This window comes from Stenotrophomonas sp. SAM-B (genome assembly GCF_013387485.1).
In the GTDB taxonomy this organism is placed as follows: domain Bacteria; phylum Pseudomonadota; class Gammaproteobacteria; order Xanthomonadales; family Xanthomonadaceae; genus Stenotrophomonas; species Stenotrophomonas maltophilia_AA.
This window is the reverse complement of record NZ_JABBXB010000001.1, coordinates 783,085-798,538: the sequence shown is the minus strand read 5'-3', so window position 1 is coordinate 798,538 and position 15,454 is coordinate 783,085. Positions and strand designations below refer to the sequence as shown.

Sequence of the window (15,454 nt, the reverse complement as noted above, 5' to 3'; positions counted from 1 at the left end):
TGCCGTGCAGGTCGCCAAGGAGTTCCGGTCATGCATCGAGCCCGCCAGCATGCAGCCACGCAGACCCGGGAGCGCCGCCACCAGCTGGCGCACGAGGCCGCCCGCCTGATGGCCGAGGGCGGCATCCGCGACTACCACCAGGCCAAGCTCAAGGCCGCCACCCGGCTCGGCATCCACGACGATGCCTCCCTGCCCCGCAACACCGAGATCGAAGACGCGCTGCGCGAGTACCAGCGGCTGTTTGCCGGTGCCGACCATGGCGCGCAGCTGCGCCTGCGCCGTGAAGCGGCCCTGCGTGCGATGGACTTTCTGCAGGCCTTCTCGCCGCGGCTGTGCGGCCCGGTGCTCGATGGCACCGCCGACGCCAACAGCCCCGTGCAGCTGCAGGTGCACAGCGATGACGCCGATGCGGTGCAGCGCCATCTCGAGGAACACGCCATTCCGGCCGAATCGCGCACGCGGCGGCTGCGGCTGGACCGCGAGCGCACCCTGGACGCACCGGTGTGGGTATTCAGCGCCGAGGACCTGACCTTCGACATCGCCGTGCTCCCCTACGACGGCCTGCGCCAGCCACCGCTGTCGGCCATCGATGAGAAGCCGATGCGGCGCGCGTCGGCCGCGCAGGTGCGTGAGCTGCTGGCCGAGAGCGAGATCGAAGGCTACCTGGGCAGCCGCTGAGGCCGCCGCGCGTTCGACGCCGCTCAGCGATCACCGAACGGCGCGAGGAACGCCTCGATGGCGGCCACCAGTGCCAGCGGCGTTTCGTTCATGGGGTAGTGCCCTGCGTTGCCGATCACCTCCACGGACGCGTGCGCGTAGCGGCGCAGGTAGGTCTGTTCCATCAGCGCGCGATGGAAGATCGGATCGTGCTCGCCGACCAGCACCTTCACCGGGTGCCGGCCGACGATCTCCGTGCTGAAGTCGGTGTCGGCCCATGCCGTGAAATAGGCTGCGAAGGCCTCCGGGCAGGCGTGCTCCATCGAGTACCGCGCCTTCCAGTCCAGCCACGCGGCGGGAAGTCGTCCGCCGGTGCTGCGATCAATGATTCCCCGGCGGATGTCCGCGCTGCCCGCGGCCGCTTCAAGCAGCTGCCGCGTCGGCGGATCATAGGCAATGCCACCACAGGGCACGGGCGCGACGGCCACCAGCGCGCGCACGCGATCCGGGGCGAGGACCGCGATCCGCTCGATGGCCATGCCGCCCATCGAATGACCGATCAGGCTGAAGGTCTCGATGCCCAGCGTGTCGGCCAGGGTCAGCGCATCGTTGGCGATCTCGTCGATCGTGTAATCACCGCGTGCGGCGCGCATGCCACCGTAGCCGCGACAGTCCATGAAGACGTAGCTGAAGATTCCACCGGACAGCCACGGCTCGATCGGTTCGAAGGCGTGCGCGTCGCCGAACCAGCCGTGCAGCACCAGCACGGGATGTGCGCCGGTGCCGACGCGATGAAAGGTAGTGGGCATGGCTGCACCGTGCGGGTGTGGGGTTGGGCCGCGATGTTAGGGTGGCGGCGCGTGGCCCGCCGTCGATATCAGGCCGATGGCGATAGAATCCGGGCCATGCGCAATACCCTGCTCGATCCCTATGAAGATCTGCCCCGCGCCGTGGTGGTCACCGCCAACGACTACGCCGCCGGATCCGTCTTCCCTGACCACGCGCATCGGCGCGGTCAGTTCGCGTTTGCCTCGCGCGGCACCATCAGCCTCACCACGCCCGAGGGACACTGGTTGGTGCCACCGCAGCGTGCGTGCTGGGTGCCCGCAGGCGTCGCCCACGCCATGGCGATGCGTGGCCCGGTCACGATGCTCAATGTGTTCGTGGCGGCGGAGGAAGTGGCGGCGGCCCGGTTGCCAGCGCGCTGCGGCGTACATGCCGTATCGGCGTTGCTGCGGCACCTGATGGACGATGCGGCCGACCTGCCGGCGATGTACGACCAGGACGGTCGTGCCGGCCGGCTGATGCAGTTGCTGGTCGCAGAGATCGCGGTGATGCCACGCCTGTCACTGCATGCGCCGTTGCCCCGCGACCCACGCCTTGCGCGTGCCTGCCAGCAGGTGTTCGACGCGCCCTCGATCGCCTCCACGCTCGATGCGGTGGCCGCCGAGGCAGGCATGAGCCGACGCACGTTCACCCGCCAGTTCCGCGCGGACACCGGGGTGGGATTTGCCGAATGGCGCCAGCAGGTCTGCCTGCTCGCCGCGATCGAACGCCTGGGTGCCGGGCAGCCGGTCACCCGGGTGGCGCTGGACCTCGGATACACCAGCCCCAGCGCGTTTTCGGCGGCGTTCCGGCGTGCAGTGGGGGAATCGCCCAGCCGCTATCTGGAGACCCGGCGGACGACGTAGAAACCGCACGGCCAACTGGTAAGGCCGGTTGCCCGCGCAGGAAGGGACAGGCAAAAAAAACGCCCCGCGATGCGGGGCGTTTTCATCACGACCTGCCGGAGCGATCAGCCCTGGTAGTCGCGCACGTCGCTGCCGGTGTAGACCTGGCGCGGACGGCCGATCTTCATTTCCGGATCGACCTGCTGTTCCAGCCAATGTGCGACCCAGCCGGAAGTACGGCCCAGGGCGAACATGACGGTGAACATTTCGGTCGGGATCTGCAGCGCCTTGTAGATGATGCCGCTGTAGAAATCGACGTTCGGGTACAGCTTGCGGGCGACGAAGTAGTCGTCCTGCAGCGCGGCCTGCTCCAGCTTGACGGCGACGTCCAGCAGCGGATCCTGCACGCCCAGCTGCTTGAGCACCTTGCCGGTCATCTCACCGATGACCTTGGCGCGCGGGTCGAAGTTCTTGTACACGCGGTGGCCGAAGCCCATCAGGCGGAAGCCGGAGGTCTTGTCCTTGGCCTTGAGCACGGCGGACTCGACGTTGTCGGCCGAACCGATCTCTTCCAGCATCTTCAGCACGGCTTCGTTGGCACCGCCGTGGGCCGGACCCCACAGCGCGGTGACGCCAGCGGCGACCGACGCGTACGGGTTGGCACCGGTCGAACCGACCAGGCGCACGGTCGAGGTCGAGGCGTTCTGCTCGTGATCGGCGTGCAGGATGAACAGCAGGTCCAGCGCCTTGACCACGTCCTGGTTCAGCTCGTACTGGCCATCGGCGGACTCGAAGGTCTGCTTCAGGAAGCGGCTGACGTAATCCAGCGAGGTGTCCGGCTTGTTGGCCGGCAGGCCCTTGCCGTGGCGGTAGATCAGGGCCGACAGGGTCGGCACCTTGGCGATCAGGCGCACCGCGGCGTGGCGACGCTGTTCGGCGTCGGACAGGTCCAGCGAGGCGTGGTAGATGCCCGACAACTGCGCGATGGCGGCGGTCAGGATGGCCATCGGATGGGCATCCTTGGCGAAGCTGCCGATCAGCGTGTTGATCGACGGATCCACATCGGCTTCGGCCGCCAGCTCGTCGGTGAAGGCCTTCAGCTGCTCGGCGCTCGGACGCTCGCCGTTGATCAGCAGGTAGGCCACTTCGACGTAGCTCGACTTTTCCGAGAGCTGCTCGATGGGATAGCCGCGATACAGCAGCACGCCCTTGTCACCGTCGATGTAGGTGATGGCGGACTTGCAGCTGGCGGTGGCGGTGAAGCCGGAGTCGTAAGTGAAGAGACCGGTTTCCTTGGTCAGCTTCGAGATATCGACGCAATCGTTGCCGAGCGTGGGTTTGATGACTGGCAGAACAACCGACTTGTCGCCGGCGTTGAGCGTGACCTGATCAAGATCGGACACTGTGTGCGCTCCTCGAGGGAAGGCGCCCGCCCAAGCGCATGGGTCAGGCACGTGAAGGAAGTCCACGATCGTTATCGTGGATCCCGCCATTATCGCACAGCAACATTTTCGACGCCCTAGGACGGAAGTCGTAGACGCAGGTTCCGGATCGCGCGGAAGGCGTCATCACAGCGCGCACAAGGGCTGGCGCGGCGTCACGGACACAGCGTTCCGTCGGCGGGGCATGTGGGCCTCACCTGGCGTTCAGCAATCCGGAAACAACAAAAAACAACGGCCGCTAAGGCGACCGTTGTTTTCAAGCAGCTGCGTCGACAGATCAGGCTGCGGTCGGCGCCGGCTTGCCGAAACGCTTCTGGAACTTGTCGATACGGCCGCTGGTGTCGATCACCTTGTGCTTGCCCGTGTAGAACGGATGCGAAGCCGAGGAGATTTCAACCTTGACGAGCGGGTAATCGTTGCCGTCTTCCCACTTGATCGTGTCCTTGGTGGACATGGTCGAACGGGTCAGGATCTTGAAATCAGAGGTAACGTCGTGGAAAACCACGTCGCGGTAAGCAGGATGAATATCGGCCTTCATGGGCGCGCACCGTAATAAGGGCTGGTGGTCAAGAGCGGCATTATAGTCCCGGCCGCCGCAAAGGGCAAGCCGGGTCCATCAACCGTGCGAAAGGTCCGCCGCAGCGGCGTCGTCAGACGCCGAGTGCCGCCCTCACCTGGGTCTCGAATCGACCCTGGTCGTAGGCCATCAGCAGCTGGGTGTTGTCCGGCTGCCCGGTCTGGCGGTTCCAGTCGACAATGGTAGCACCCCGGCTGTGCACACCGGCCAGTTCCACGTTCAGGGGACGCGATTCGACCCGCAGCGCGCCTTCCGGCTGCAGCGCCCAGGCCATCGCCAGGGCATCGGCGGCGTACCAGCGCTCGCCCCGGCTGTCTTCGGACCACAGGCGGGTCTGGCGCGAGATCAGCTCGTAGAAACGGGCCTTGTCGCTGTCCGCGGCCAGCCACTGCTCCACATCGGCATGCAGCAGGCCATGGGCCACGGTGGCTTCCCAATCCGCCACTTCGATGTGCGGGAAGCCGGTGAACACGATGTGCGCCGCCTCCGGATCGAACGCGATGTTGAACTCGGCGGCCGGGGTGATGTTGCCGTGGCAGGTCACCGCCCCGCCCATCACCAGGAAGCGCTTCACGCGCTGCGGCAGGGTCGGGTCGAGCTTCAGGGCCAGGGCCAGGTTGGTCAGCGGACCGAGTGCGACCAGGAACAGTTCGCCGGCGTATTCGTGCGACAGGCGCAGGATCGCCAGCGCGGCGTGCTCGGCCTCGGCCTGGCGCTTGGCGGCCGGCAGGTTGACGTCGCCAAAACCATCGGCGCCGTGCACATGGGCGGCATCGACCGAGGGGTGCAGCAGCGGATCGGCGGTACCGGCGTAGACCGGCACGTCTTCGCGGCCAGCCACTTCGCACAGTTTCAGGGCATTGCGGACCGTGTGGTCCAGGCCAACGTTGCCGGCGGCGATGGTCAGGCCAACGATATCGTGGCGCTCATCGGCGAAGGCCATCAACAGGGCCAGGGCATCATCGACACCCGGGTCGGTGTCGATCAACAGCGGAATCTTCTTGCTCATCGTTGCCGTCTTGATAATCGGCAAGGGACTTTCGCACCCTGCCATGACAAATACAAGGCGGTGCCCGCCCACTCCGCTTGGCGGCGCGCTATGCCGACGCGTACCGCACGGCCGTGCCGATCCAGCGCCGCACCACCTGATCGGCCACCTCGGGCGCCTCCACCAGCAGCCGCTCGGCAAGCGCGTGCACGCCCGGCAGCAGATCCGCATCGCGGGCCAGATCGGCCATGCGGAACCCGGCCAGGCCGGTCTGCCGCGTGCCCAGCAGCTCGCCGGGGCCACGCAGCTCCAGATCCTTCTCGGCGATCAGGAAGCCATCGTTGGTCTGCCGCATCGTTTCCAGCCGCTCACGCGCCATGTTCGACAACGGCGCCTGGTACAGCAGCACGCAGCGCGACACCGCGGAGCCGCGCCCTACCCGGCCGCGCAGCTGGTGCAGCTGGGCCAAGCCGAGGCGCTCGGCGTTCTCGATGATCATCAACGACGCATTCGGCACGTCCACGCCGACCTCGATGACCGTGGTGGCCACCAGCAGATCGATCTCACCGGCCTTGAAGGCGACCATCGTGGCCAGCTTCTCGCTCGCCTTCAGCCGCCCATGCACCAGCCCCACCCGCACGCCCGGCAACAGCGCCTGCAGCGACTCGAACGTGGCCTGCGCCGGGGTGGCGTCCAGCTCTTCGCTTTCCTCGATCAGCGTGCAGACCCAGTACACCTGCTGGCCTTCGCGGCAGGCCACCGAGATGCGTTCGATCAGCTCCGGACGGCGATCATTGTTGAGTGCCACGGTCTGCACCGGCGTACGCCCGGGCGGCAGCTCATCGATCGCCGAGACATCCAGATCGGCATACTCGGACATCGCCAGCGTGCGCGGAATCGGGGTGGCGGTCATCACCAGCTGGTGCGGCACGCTGCGCCCGTCCGCGCCCTTGTCGCGCAGTGCCAGCCGCTGGTGCACGCCGAAACGGTGCTGCTCATCGACGATGGCCAGTGCCAGGTCCTTGAACACCACGCTGTCCTGCATCAGCGCATGCGTCCCGACCACCACCTGGGCCTCGCCCGAGGCGACCTCGGCCAGGACCCTGGTGCGCGCCCTGCCGGTGACCTTGCCGGCCAGCCACGCCGTGCGCACGCCCAGCGGCTCCAGCCAGGCGCGCAGATTGTTCATGTGCTGCTCGGCCAGCAGCTCGGTGGGTGCGGCCAATGCGACCTGCTTGCCCCGCTCCACCGCCAGCATCGCCGCCAACGCGGCGACCACGGTCTTGCCGGAGCCGACATCGCCCTGCACCAGCCGCAGCATCGGATGCGCCTTGGCCAGGTCCTTGCGGATCTGCTCGAACACGCGCTGCTGCGCACCGGTCAACTGGAACGGCAGGCTGTCGCGCAGCTGCGCCACCAGCAGGCCCTGCCCGCGCAGCGACGGCGCGTGGTGCGCCTGCAACGCCATGCGCTGGCGGCGCAGGCTCAGGTGGTGGGCCAACAATTCCTCGATGGCCAGCCGGCGTTGCGCCGGATGCCGGCCTGCGGCCAGCGCGGCAAGATCCGCGTCCGGCGGTGGCCGGTGCACGGTCAACAGCGCACTGCGCAGCGATGGCAGGCCCAGGCCGGACAACCAGCCAGCGGGCAACAATTCCAGCGTCGATTCTTCGGGCAACCTGTCCAGCGCCAGCCCGATGAACTTCCGCATCGTCGCCGGGCCCACGCCTTCGACCGCCGGATAGACCGGATCGAGGCTGTCGCCCAGCGCATCATCTTCACTGCCGCCCATCACCCGGTAACTGGGATGGACGATCTCCAGCCCGTGATGGCCGGGCTTGGCGGTGCCAAAGCAGCGGATCCGCGTGCCCACGGCGAACTGCGACACCTGCTGGGCGCGGAAATGGAAGAACCGCAGCACCAGCGTGCCGTACGAATCATCCTCGATCGCCACCTTGAGCACCGGCCGATAGCGGAAGCCGCGCTCGACCGCGCTCACCCGCCCCTCCACCTGTGCCGCCACCCCCGGCTGCAGCGCCGCGATGGTGGTCAGCCGGGTCCGGTCCTCATAGCGCAGCGGCAGATGCAGCCACAGGTCCTGCAGCGAAGACAGGCCACGGGCGGCCAGCTTGATCGCCACCGCCGGCCCGATACCGGAGAGCATCGACAACGATGCCTCCCCGGCCGCGGCCAGCGCCGGTGCAGGAGCCCGTGACCGCGCCACGTCAGGCCTGGTCGAGCACCATCACCGCATCGACTTCGAAGTTGGCGGCCTTCGGCAGACCCGCGACTTCGATGGTGGAGCGGGCCGGGAACGGCGCCTTGAAGTAGTCCTGCATGACCGCATTGACCTTGGCGAACTCGCCCAGATCGGTGAGGTACAGGCCCAGACGGACGATCTGATCCAGCGAACCACCGGCTTCTTCGGCCACGGCCTTCAGGTTGTCGAACGCACGGCGCGCCTGCGCCTCGATATCGCCCACACCGACGATCTCACCGGTGGCCGGATCCAGCGGAATCTGGCCCGAGAAATACACGGTATTGCCCGCACGCACGGCCTGCGAATACGGACCGATGGCGGCCGGGGCCTTGGCACTGGTGATGATCTGACGGGACATGGGAGCTCCACGGTTCAAAAGGGGGAACGCAATTGTACCGCCGGAACGGGTAGCACCACGCCATGCGTGGCTTCGCGGTGCCGGAACGGAGAGCATCCACGCATGGCGTGGATCTACCGGAATGCTGTCATCCGGCCGGCCACCGGGGCAATCATTGCCGCCGTACCGACTGCACCACGGACAAACGCCGCAGCCTGCGCATCACTTCCGCCAGATGGTTCCGATCACGCACCTGCACGTTGAAGCACAGCACCGCCGCATTGAAATCGCGATCCAGATAATCCACGCGCTCGATGTTCGAATGGCTCTGCGCGATCGCCGCCGCCAACTGTGCCAGCACGCCGGTCCCGTTCTCGACCTCCACGATCAGCGACGTATCGTAGTCGCCCGACACCGTCGTATCCCACCCGATCGGCATCCAGCGCTCCGGCGACTTGCGCAGTTCCGCCAGGTTCGGGCAATCCAGCCGGTGCACCACGATGCCCTTGCCGGCCGTGTGGTACCCCATGATGTCGTCGCCCGGGATCGGCTGGCAGCAGTTCGCGAAGCTCACCACCCCGCGCTCGCTGCCGTTGATCAGGATCTTTTCCTGCGAATGCTTGGAATGCGCCCCGCCGCGCAGCTCCGCATACGCCATCAGTGCCTGCGCGGCCTGGTTCGGCATCCAGTTGCCCAGTGCCACCTCGGCCAGCAGCGCCTCCAGGCGCGGGTACCGGTGTTCGGCCAGGAAGGCATCCAGGCGCCCCTTCGGCAGGCGCTCCAGCGAGCTGTCCATCGCCTCCAGCGCGCGGTCCAGCATCCGGTGGCCCAACTGCACGGCGTCCTCGTGTTCCAGCTGCTTGAGCTGGTGACGGATCGCGGTACGCGCCTTCGAACTGACCACGAACTCCAGCCACTGCGGCTTCGGCGTGGCCGAACGGGCGGTGATCACTTCCACCGTCTGCCCGCTGACCAGTTTCGTGCGCAGCGGGACCAGCTTCTTGTCGACCCGCGAAGCCACCGCCATGTTGCCCACGTCGGTATGCACCGCATACGCGAAATCGAGCGCGGTGGAATTGCGCGGCAAGGCCAGGATCTTGCCCTTGGGCGTGAACAGATAGACCTCGTCCGGGAACAGGTCCACCTTGACGTTGTCCAGGAACTCCAGCGACGAGCCGGCGGCCCGCTGCGAATCGATCAACTCCACGATCCACGCATGTGCGCGGCTCTGCGCGCTGTTGGGTGAATCGCCACCGAACTTGTACGTCCAGTGCGCCGCCACGCCACGCTCGGCGATCAGGTCCATCTCTTCGGTGCGGATCTGCACCTCGATCGGTGAGCCGTACGGCCCGAACAACACCGTATGCAGCGACTGGTAGCCGTTGGCCTTGGGGATCGCGATGAAATCGCGGAAGCGCCCATCCAGCGGTTTGAACGTGGCATGCACCGAACCCAGCGCGTGATAGCAGTTGGGCACGTTGCGCACCACCAACCGGAACCCGAACACATCCATCACCTGATCGAAGGATTTGTTCTCGTCGCACATCTTGTTGTAGATGCTCCACGGCGTCTTGATGCGGCTGACCAGGCGGTGTTCCAGCCCTTCCTTGGCCAGGCGCTGGCTCAGCTGTACCTCCACCTGCGCCATCGCCTCGCGGCGGACCACCGGCTGGCTGCGGATGTGTTTTTCCAGGATCGCGTGGCGCCACGGGTACAGCGCCTTGAAGCCCAGGTTCTGCAGCTCGCTCTTGACCAGGCTCATGCCCAGCCGCTGCGCGATCGGGGCGTAGATCTCCAGCGTCTCGCGTGCGATCCGGCCGCGCGCCTCGCGGCTCTGCGCGCCGAGCGTGCGCATGTTGTGCAGGCGGTCGGCCAGCTTGATCATGATCACGCGCAGGTCGCGCGACATCGCCAGCAGCATCTTGCGGAAGCTCTCCGCCGCCGCTTCCTGGCGGTCGCGGAACTTCAGCTTGTCCAGCTTGGTGACGCCATCGACCAGCTCGGCCACGGCTTCGCCGAACTCGGCGGCCAGCTCCTCGCGGGTCAGCGGCGTGTCTTCGATGGTGTCGTGCAGGATCGCGGCGATCAACGCCTCCACGTCCAGGCCGAGCTCGGCCAGCACCTGGGCCACGGCGACCGGGTGGGTGATATAGGGCTCGCCCGACTTGCGGGTCTGGCCGGCATGCGCGGCAGCGCCTACTTCCCAGGCGCGGCGCAGCAGCGGCAGTTGATCGGGCGGCAGATAGTGCGCTGCGCGCTCAAGCTGGAGGACATAGTCGGGTACGGCCGCGCCGGCGGGCGTGGCGACCTTGGCAGTGGGGCCTGGGTTCATGCTCAAAGACTATGCCAGCGGCGTGATATCGGCAAATCCCTGAACAGGGAGTTTCACCTGCAACAACACGCTCCGGCCGCGGCCACTGCCGGCACAAACGAAACAGCCCGCCAAAAGGCGGGCTGTTCGCAGCAACAACAACGGACGCGCGAGGCGATCAGTCGTCGTTCTTGGACATGTCTTCGTCGGCGACGACTTCGGCAGCGGCCCATTCCAGTGCTTCACGCTCGGCACGCTCGCGCTCGGACTTCTCGACTTCGTCGATCAGGGCGTTGTCGATCTTGCGGGCGGCAATTTCGCGCAGCGCCAGCACGGTCGGCTTGTCTTCGGTTTCGCTGTTGTCCAGGGTGGCCTGGACGCCATTGGCCAGCTGACGGGCGCGCTTGGACGCCATCATGACCAGTTCGAAACGGTTGTTCACGACTTCCAGACAATCTTCTACGGTGATGCGGGCCATGCGGGCTCCCGGCAGCCGGTGAGGGCTGCTCAATCGAATGAGGGAAAGGGGACGGATTGTACCCGTGAGGGCTGGACAAAATCAAGCCAACCGGCTAGCACCCCGTTTGGAATCAGTCGTTTGTGGGCGGGTCCTGGGTCAGCAGGGCCTGGATGAGGCCCGCGTGGCGGACCTTCTGGGCCTCGCGGCGCAGGCGGCTGGCCGTGAAGATCGCGCAGAGTTCATCCACCGCGGTCTCGAAGACTTCGTTGACGATCACGTAGTCGAAGTCGTTGAAGTGCAGCATTTCTTCACGCGCGGCGGCCAGGCGCTGGGCGATCACCGCCTCGCTGTCCTGCCCGCGCTTGCGCATCCGGTCCTGCAGTGCCTGCTTGGACGGCGGCAGGATGAACACCGTGACCGTGCCCGGCACCAGCTGGCGGACCTGCTGGGCGCCCTGCCAGTCGATCTCCAGCAGCACGTCCTGGCCGGCCGACAGCTGCGGCTCGACCGACTGCCGCGCGGTGCCCTTCCAGTCGCCATGCACCCAGGCATGCTCGAAGAAGTCGCCGGCGGCGATCATCGATTCGAATTCCTCGGCGCTGACGAAGTGGTAGTGCTCGCCGTTGATTTCACCCGGGCGGGTGGCGCGCGAGGTGAACGAGATCGACAGGGCGATCTGCGGGTCGCGGGCCAGGGTGGCGTTGACGATGCTGCTCTTGCCGGCGCCGGAGGGCGCGGCCACGATGTACAGGGTGCCGCGTGCAGGCGCACCGACGGGCGGGGTCTGGCTGCTCATTCGATGTTCTGCACCTGTTCGCGGATCTGGTCGATCAGCACCTTCAGCTCGACGGCGGCATTGGAGGTGCGGCTGTCCACCGACTTGGAGCCCAGCGTGTTGGCCTCGCGGTTGAACTCCTGCAGCAGGAAGTCCAGGCGGCGGCCGACCGGCTCGCGCTGCGTGAAGACGCGGCGGATCTCGGCGATGTGGCTGCCCAGGCGGTCCAGCTCCTCATCCACGTCCAGCTTCTGCAGCCACATCACCAGCTCCTGCTCGGCGCGGCCGGGATCGACCGGGTGCGGCAGGTCGGCCAGGCGGGCGGCCAGCTTGGTGCGCTGGCCTTCGCGGATCAGCGGGATCAGGGTGGTGACCTCGGCGGCGATGCGCTCGATGCTGTCCACGCGCTCCTGGATCGCGGTGGCGAGCTTGTCGCCCTCACGTTCACGCGCGGCGACGAAGCCGTCCAGCGCGGTATCCAGCAGGGCCAGGGCTTCGGCATGCAGCGCGGCGGCATCGACCGCCTCACCCTGCATCACGCCCGGCATCTGCAGCAGCTCGGTGAAACTCACCTGCAGGCTCGGGAAGCCCGAGGACAACCGGCTCGCCAGCTCGCCGAGCTGGCCGAGCAGCGCATCGTTGACCACCAGGGCACCGGTGACCTCCGGCGCGCGCAGGCGCATGACCAGATCGATCTTGCCGCGGCTGCAGCGCGAAGCGACGCGCTCGCGCAGGTGCGGCTCCAACGCACGCAGTTCTTCGGGCAGGCGCACGCCGACCTCCAGGAACCGGTGGTTGACCGAGCGCAGCTCGCAGGCCAGCGTGCCCCAGCGGGTGGCGCGCTCGCCGTTGGCATAGGCGGTCATGCTTCGAATCATGCGGGTTTCCGGTGCTCTCAAAGTGCAAATGGTACCCTAGCGGTCTCCTCAGAGCCTCCTCGCCCGCCGGTCCCCGGCCCGGGCGTGGCCCCGCATCCCCCCGTCTTACCGGAACTTGAGCATGACTGATTCCCGTCCCAGCGGCCGCCAGGCCGACCAGCTGCGCGAAGTGCGCATCGAGCGCGCCTTCACCCGTCACGCCGAGGGCTCGGTCCTGGTCAGCTTCGGTGAGACCCGCGTGCTGTGCACGGCCAGCGTGGAAAACCGCGTGCCGGGCTTCCTGCGTGGCAAGGGCGAAGGCTGGGTGACCGCCGAGTACGGCATGCTGCCGCGTTCGACCCACACCCGTAACGATCGCGAAGCCGCCCGCGGCAAGCAGGGGGGCCGCACGCTGGAGATCCAGCGCCTGATCGGCCGCACCCTGCGCGCCTGCATCGATCGCGGCGCGCTCGGCGAGCGCACCATCACGCTCGACTGCGATGTGCTGCAGGCCGATGGCGGCACCCGTACCGCCGCGATCACCGGTGCGTACGTGGCCCTGGTCGACGCGGTGAACTTCCTCATCAAGCGCGGCGACATCAAGCGCAACCCGATCTTCGGTGCGGTTGCCGCCGTCTCGGTCGGCATCTACCGCGGCACCCCGGTGCTGGATCTGGATTACGCCGAAGACAGCGATTGCGATACCGACATGAACGTCGTGATGAACGACGGCGGCGGCTTCATCGAGCTGCAGGGCACCGCCGAAGGCCATGCCTTCCGCCGCGATGAGCTGGATGCGCTGCTGGCACTGGCCGAGAAGGGCATCAAGGATCTGTTCGCCGCGCAGCAGGCGGCCCTGGCCCAGGCATGAACCGTCGCATCGCCCTGACCACCCTGGTGGTGGCCGACTACGACGAAGCGATCGCCTGGTACACCGGCGCGCTGGGCTTCACCCTGATCGATGACATCGACCAGGGCGACAAGCGCTGGGTGGTGGTCGGGCCGACCGACGGCAGCGCGGCCGCCCTGTTGCTGGCGCGCGCCAGCAACGACGAACAGCGCGCGCGGATCGGCAACCAGACCGGCGGCCGGGTCGGCTTCTTCCTGAACACCGATGATTTCTGGCGCGACCACGCGGCGATGACCGCGCGTGGCGTGACCTTCCTCGAAACCCCACGCGAGGAGGTCTACGCAACGGTCGCGGTGTTCCGCGACCTGTACGGCAATACGTGGGATCTGCTGGAGCCCAAGCAATGAAACTGGTCCTGGCCAGCGGCAACGCCGGCAAACTGAAGGAACTGCAGGCCATGCTCAGCGGCCTGCCGCTGGAGATCGTGGCGCAGGGCGAACTGGGCGTCAGCGACGTGCCGGAAACCGGCCTGACCTTCGTCGAGAACGCGCTGATCAAGGCACGCCATGCCTGCCAGAGCACCGGCCTGCCCGCGCTGGCCGACGATTCGGGCCTGATCGTGGATGCGCTCGACGGCGCGCCCGGCCTGTACAGCGCGCGCTATGCCGGCAGCCCCACCAACGATGCGGCCAACAACGCCAAGCTGCTCGAGGCGATGCGCGACGTGCCGGCCGAGCGCCGCAGCGCCCGCTTCTACGCGGTGATCGTGCTGTTGCGCCATGCCAATGACCCGCAGCCGCTGATCTGCGAAGGCAGCTGGGAAGGCGTGATCGTCGATGAACTGCGCGGCAGCCACGGCTTCGGCTACAACCCACTGTTCCTGGACCCGGTGCTGGCACAGACCGCCGCGGAAATGGCGCCGGACCTGAAGAACGCGATGAGCCACCGTGCCAAGGCGCTGCAGCTGCTCAAGCAGAAGCTGCCCGAGCTGCTGTGATGCCCCACGCCTCCTGCTCCCACCTGCCCGGCGAAGCCTGTTCGGGGGACCACGACCACGCCCCGCGGCTGGTGCCACCGCCGCTGGCGCTGTACGTGCACCTGCCCTGGTGCGTACGCAAATGCCCGTACTGCGATTTCAACTCGCATGCGGCCAAGGGCGAGCTGCCGTTCGAGGCCTACATCGACGCGCTGATCCGCGACCTCGACCAGGACCTGCCGCTGGTCTGGGGCCGGGTGGTGAGCAGTGTGTTCTTCGGTGGCGGCACGCCCAGCCTGTTCCCGCCGGAGGCGATCGACCGCTTCCTGCAGGCCGCCTCGGCCCGGCTGCGCTTCGCGCCGAACCTGGAAGTGACCCTGGAGACCAACCCGGGCACCGCCGAGCACGGGCGTTTCGACCGTTACCGCGCGGCCGGGGTGAACCGGATCAGCTTCGGCATCCAGACCTTCAACGACGAGGCGCTCAAGCGCCTGGGCCGCATCCACGACAGCAACGAGGCCGAGCGTGCGGTGAAACTGGCGCAGGACGCCGGCTACGACAACTTCAACATCGACCTGATGTACGCGCTGCCGCAGCAGACGCTGGCGCAGGCCGAGCATGACCTGGAGCGCGCCTTCGCGCTGCAGCCCACGCACATGTCGCATTACCAGCTCACGCTGGAACCGAACACCGTGTTCTTCGCGCGGCCGCCGCAGGGCATCCCCGACGAGGATTCGGCGTGGGACATCCAGGAGCACTGCCAGCAGATGCTGGCCGACGCCGGCTACGCGCAGTACGAGGTCAGTGCCTACGCCAGGCCCGGCCGGCAGAGCCAGCACAACCTCAATTACTGGCGCTTCGGCGACTACCTGGGCATCGGCGCCGGCGCGCACGGCAAGATCAGCAGCGGTGCCGAACAGCACGTGCTGCGCCGCTGGAAGCACAAGCACCCGCAGACCTTCATGGACACCGCCGGTACCGCGGCCTCGATCGGCGGCGACGATGTGATCAGTGCCGATCGCCTGCCGTTCGAGTACATGCTCAACCTGCTGCGCCTGCATGAGGGGTTCGGCCTGAAGGATTTCGAATCGCGCACCGGCCTGGACCGCGCGCAGATCGCCGCGCCGCTGGGCGTGGCCGTGGCCAACGGCTGGATGACCGTCAGCGGCGACCGCGCTACGCCGACCGAACTGGGCCGACGCTTCACCAACGACGTCGTCGAGCTGTTCCTGCCCTGAAGGCACGGCGCCTGCCTCAACGGTAGTGCCGGCCGCTGGCCGGCTACAGACATCCCGAC

16 protein-coding genes are annotated in these 15,454 nt (G+C 67.2%); 6 read left to right on the top strand and 10 right to left on the bottom strand.

Annotation, left to right across the window (positions count from 1 at the left end; translation table 11 throughout):
* Positions 1-30: 30 nt before the first annotated feature.
* Positions 31-678, top strand: coding sequence for a hypothetical protein (locus HH110_RS03460; RefSeq protein WP_176988333.1), 648 nt, complete (start codon positions 31-33; stop codon positions 676-678).
* 23 nt (positions 679-701) lie between these two features.
* On the opposite strand, the gene HH110_RS03455 is transcribed toward HH110_RS03460, so the two are convergent.
* Positions 702-1,466, bottom strand: coding sequence for an alpha/beta fold hydrolase (locus HH110_RS03455; protein WP_176988332.1), 765 nt, complete (start codon positions 1,464-1,466; stop codon positions 702-704).
* 96 nt (positions 1,467-1,562) lie between these two features.
* On the opposite strand from HH110_RS03455, the gene HH110_RS03450 reads away from it, so the two are divergent.
* Positions 1,563-2,348 carry a helix-turn-helix domain-containing protein gene (locus tag HH110_RS03450; protein ID WP_176988331.1) on the top strand — a complete coding sequence of 262 codons (786 nt, stop codon included), beginning with the start codon at positions 1,563-1,565 and terminating at the stop codon, positions 2,346-2,348.
* A gap of 104 nt (positions 2,349-2,452) precedes the next feature.
* Here the strand turns inward: HH110_RS03450 and HH110_RS03445 are convergent, their stop codons facing one another.
* The 9 genes from HH110_RS03445 to HH110_RS03405 all read right to left on the bottom strand — a co-directional run bounded on the left by HH110_RS03445 (position 2,453) and on the right by HH110_RS03405 (position 12,352).
* A complete protein-coding gene (locus HH110_RS03445) occupies positions 2,453-3,730 on the bottom strand; it encodes a citrate synthase (RefSeq protein WP_088432680.1) in 1,278 nt (425 codons plus the stop codon).
* Positions 3,731-4,046: 316 nt separating this feature from the next.
* Positions 4,047-4,307 carry a type B 50S ribosomal protein L31 gene (locus tag HH110_RS03440; RefSeq protein WP_176988330.1) on the bottom strand — a complete coding sequence of 87 codons (261 nt, stop codon included), beginning with the start codon at positions 4,305-4,307 and terminating at the stop codon, positions 4,047-4,049.
* 112 nt (positions 4,308-4,419) lie between these two features.
* Entirely contained in the window at positions 4,420-5,355 is a 936-nt protein-coding gene (locus HH110_RS03435; protein ID WP_176988329.1) for a nucleoside hydrolase, read from the bottom strand.
* An 88-nt stretch (positions 5,356-5,443) separates the two neighbouring features.
* Positions 5,444-7,555, bottom strand: coding sequence for an ATP-dependent DNA helicase RecG (gene recG, locus HH110_RS03430; RefSeq protein ID WP_176988328.1), 2,112 nt, complete (start codon positions 7,553-7,555; stop codon positions 5,444-5,446).
* A gap of 1 nt (position 7,556) precedes the next feature.
* Positions 7,557-7,949, bottom strand: coding sequence for a RidA family protein (locus HH110_RS03425; RefSeq protein WP_176988327.1), 393 nt, complete (start codon positions 7,947-7,949; stop codon positions 7,557-7,559).
* A 151-nt stretch (positions 7,950-8,100) separates the two neighbouring features.
* A complete protein-coding gene (locus HH110_RS03420; protein WP_176988326.1) occupies positions 8,101-10,260 on the bottom strand; it encodes a bifunctional (p)ppGpp synthetase/guanosine-3',5'-bis(diphosphate) 3'-pyrophosphohydrolase in 2,160 nt (719 codons plus the stop codon).
* A 157-nt stretch (positions 10,261-10,417) separates the two neighbouring features.
* On the bottom strand, positions 10,418-10,717 hold the full coding sequence (rpoZ, locus tag HH110_RS03415) for a DNA-directed RNA polymerase subunit omega (RefSeq protein WP_176988325.1): 300 nt from the start codon (positions 10,715-10,717) through the stop codon (positions 10,418-10,420).
* A gap of 112 nt (positions 10,718-10,829) precedes the next feature.
* Entirely contained in the window at positions 10,830-11,495 is a 666-nt protein-coding gene (gene gmk / locus HH110_RS03410) for a guanylate kinase (protein ID WP_176988324.1), read from the bottom strand.
* Positions 11,492-12,352, bottom strand: a complete 861-nt coding sequence (locus HH110_RS03405; protein ID WP_176988323.1) for a YicC/YloC family endoribonuclease — start codon at positions 12,350-12,352, stop codon at positions 11,492-11,494. The genes gmk and HH110_RS03405 overlap by 4 nt, the downstream gene beginning before the upstream one ends.
* A gap of 121 nt (positions 12,353-12,473) precedes the next feature.
* Here HH110_RS03405 and rph point away from each other — a divergent pair, with 121 nt between their 5' ends.
* Genes rph through hemW form a run of 4 tightly spaced genes read left to right on the top strand, consistent with a single transcriptional unit; the run spans position 12,474 to position 15,395 of the window.
* On the top strand, positions 12,474-13,202 hold the full coding sequence (rph, locus tag HH110_RS03400; RefSeq protein WP_176988322.1) for a ribonuclease PH: 729 nt from the start codon (positions 12,474-12,476) through the stop codon (positions 13,200-13,202).
* Positions 13,199-13,588: a VOC family protein gene (locus HH110_RS03395; protein ID WP_176988321.1), complete on the top strand. Its 390-nt coding sequence runs from the start codon at positions 13,199-13,201 to the stop codon at positions 13,586-13,588. Before rph ends, HH110_RS03395 begins: the two co-directional genes overlap by 4 nt.
* Positions 13,585-14,178, top strand: coding sequence for an RdgB/HAM1 family non-canonical purine NTP pyrophosphatase (rdgB, locus tag HH110_RS03390; protein ID WP_176988320.1), 594 nt, complete (start codon positions 13,585-13,587; stop codon positions 14,176-14,178). The genes HH110_RS03395 and rdgB overlap by 4 nt, the downstream gene beginning before the upstream one ends.
* On the top strand, positions 14,178-15,395 hold the full coding sequence (hemW, locus tag HH110_RS03385; RefSeq protein ID WP_241696378.1) for a radical SAM family heme chaperone HemW: 1,218 nt from the start codon (positions 14,178-14,180) through the stop codon (positions 15,393-15,395). Before rdgB ends, hemW begins: the two co-directional genes overlap by 1 nt.
* Positions 15,396-15,454: the final 59 nt, after the last annotated feature.

What these genes read in the sequence shown, in the direction of transcription:
- HH110_RS03460 (WP_176988333.1), top strand. Translation starts at nt 31, where the DNA reads ATGCATCGAGCCCGCCAGCATGCAGCCACGCAGACCCGGGAGCGCCGC.
- HH110_RS03455 (WP_176988332.1), bottom strand. Translation starts at nt 1,466, where the DNA reads ATGCCCACTACCTTTCATCGCGTCGGCACCGGCGCACATCCCGTGCTG.
- HH110_RS03450 (WP_176988331.1), top strand. Translation starts at nt 1,563, where the DNA reads ATGCGCAATACCCTGCTCGATCCCTATGAAGATCTGCCCCGCGCCGTG.
- HH110_RS03440 (WP_176988330.1), bottom strand. Translation starts at nt 4,307, where the DNA reads ATGAAGGCCGATATTCATCCTGCTTACCGCGACGTGGTTTTCCACGAC.
- HH110_RS03435 (WP_176988329.1), bottom strand. Translation starts at nt 5,355, where the DNA reads ATGAGCAAGAAGATTCCGCTGTTGATCGACACCGACCCGGGTGTCGAT.
- HH110_RS03425 (WP_176988327.1), bottom strand. Translation starts at nt 7,949, where the DNA reads ATGTCCCGTCAGATCATCACCAGTGCCAAGGCCCCGGCCGCCATCGGT.
- HH110_RS03420 (WP_176988326.1), bottom strand. Translation starts at nt 10,260, where the DNA reads ATGAACCCAGGCCCCACTGCCAAGGTCGCCACGCCCGCCGGCGCGGCC.
- rpoZ (WP_176988325.1), bottom strand. Translation starts at nt 10,717, where the DNA reads ATGGCCCGCATCACCGTAGAAGATTGTCTGGAAGTCGTGAACAACCGT.
- gmk (WP_176988324.1), bottom strand. Translation starts at nt 11,495, where the DNA reads ATGAGCAGCCAGACCCCGCCCGTCGGTGCGCCTGCACGCGGCACCCTG.
- HH110_RS03405 (WP_176988323.1), bottom strand. Translation starts at nt 12,352, where the DNA reads ATGATTCGAAGCATGACCGCCTATGCCAACGGCGAGCGCGCCACCCGC.
- rph (WP_176988322.1), top strand. Translation starts at nt 12,474, where the DNA reads ATGACTGATTCCCGTCCCAGCGGCCGCCAGGCCGACCAGCTGCGCGAA.
- HH110_RS03395 (WP_176988321.1), top strand. Translation starts at nt 13,199, where the DNA reads ATGAACCGTCGCATCGCCCTGACCACCCTGGTGGTGGCCGACTACGAC.
- rdgB (WP_176988320.1), top strand. Translation starts at nt 13,585, where the DNA reads ATGAAACTGGTCCTGGCCAGCGGCAACGCCGGCAAACTGAAGGAACTG.
- hemW (WP_241696378.1), top strand. Translation starts at nt 14,178, where the DNA reads ATGCCCCACGCCTCCTGCTCCCACCTGCCCGGCGAAGCCTGTTCGGGG.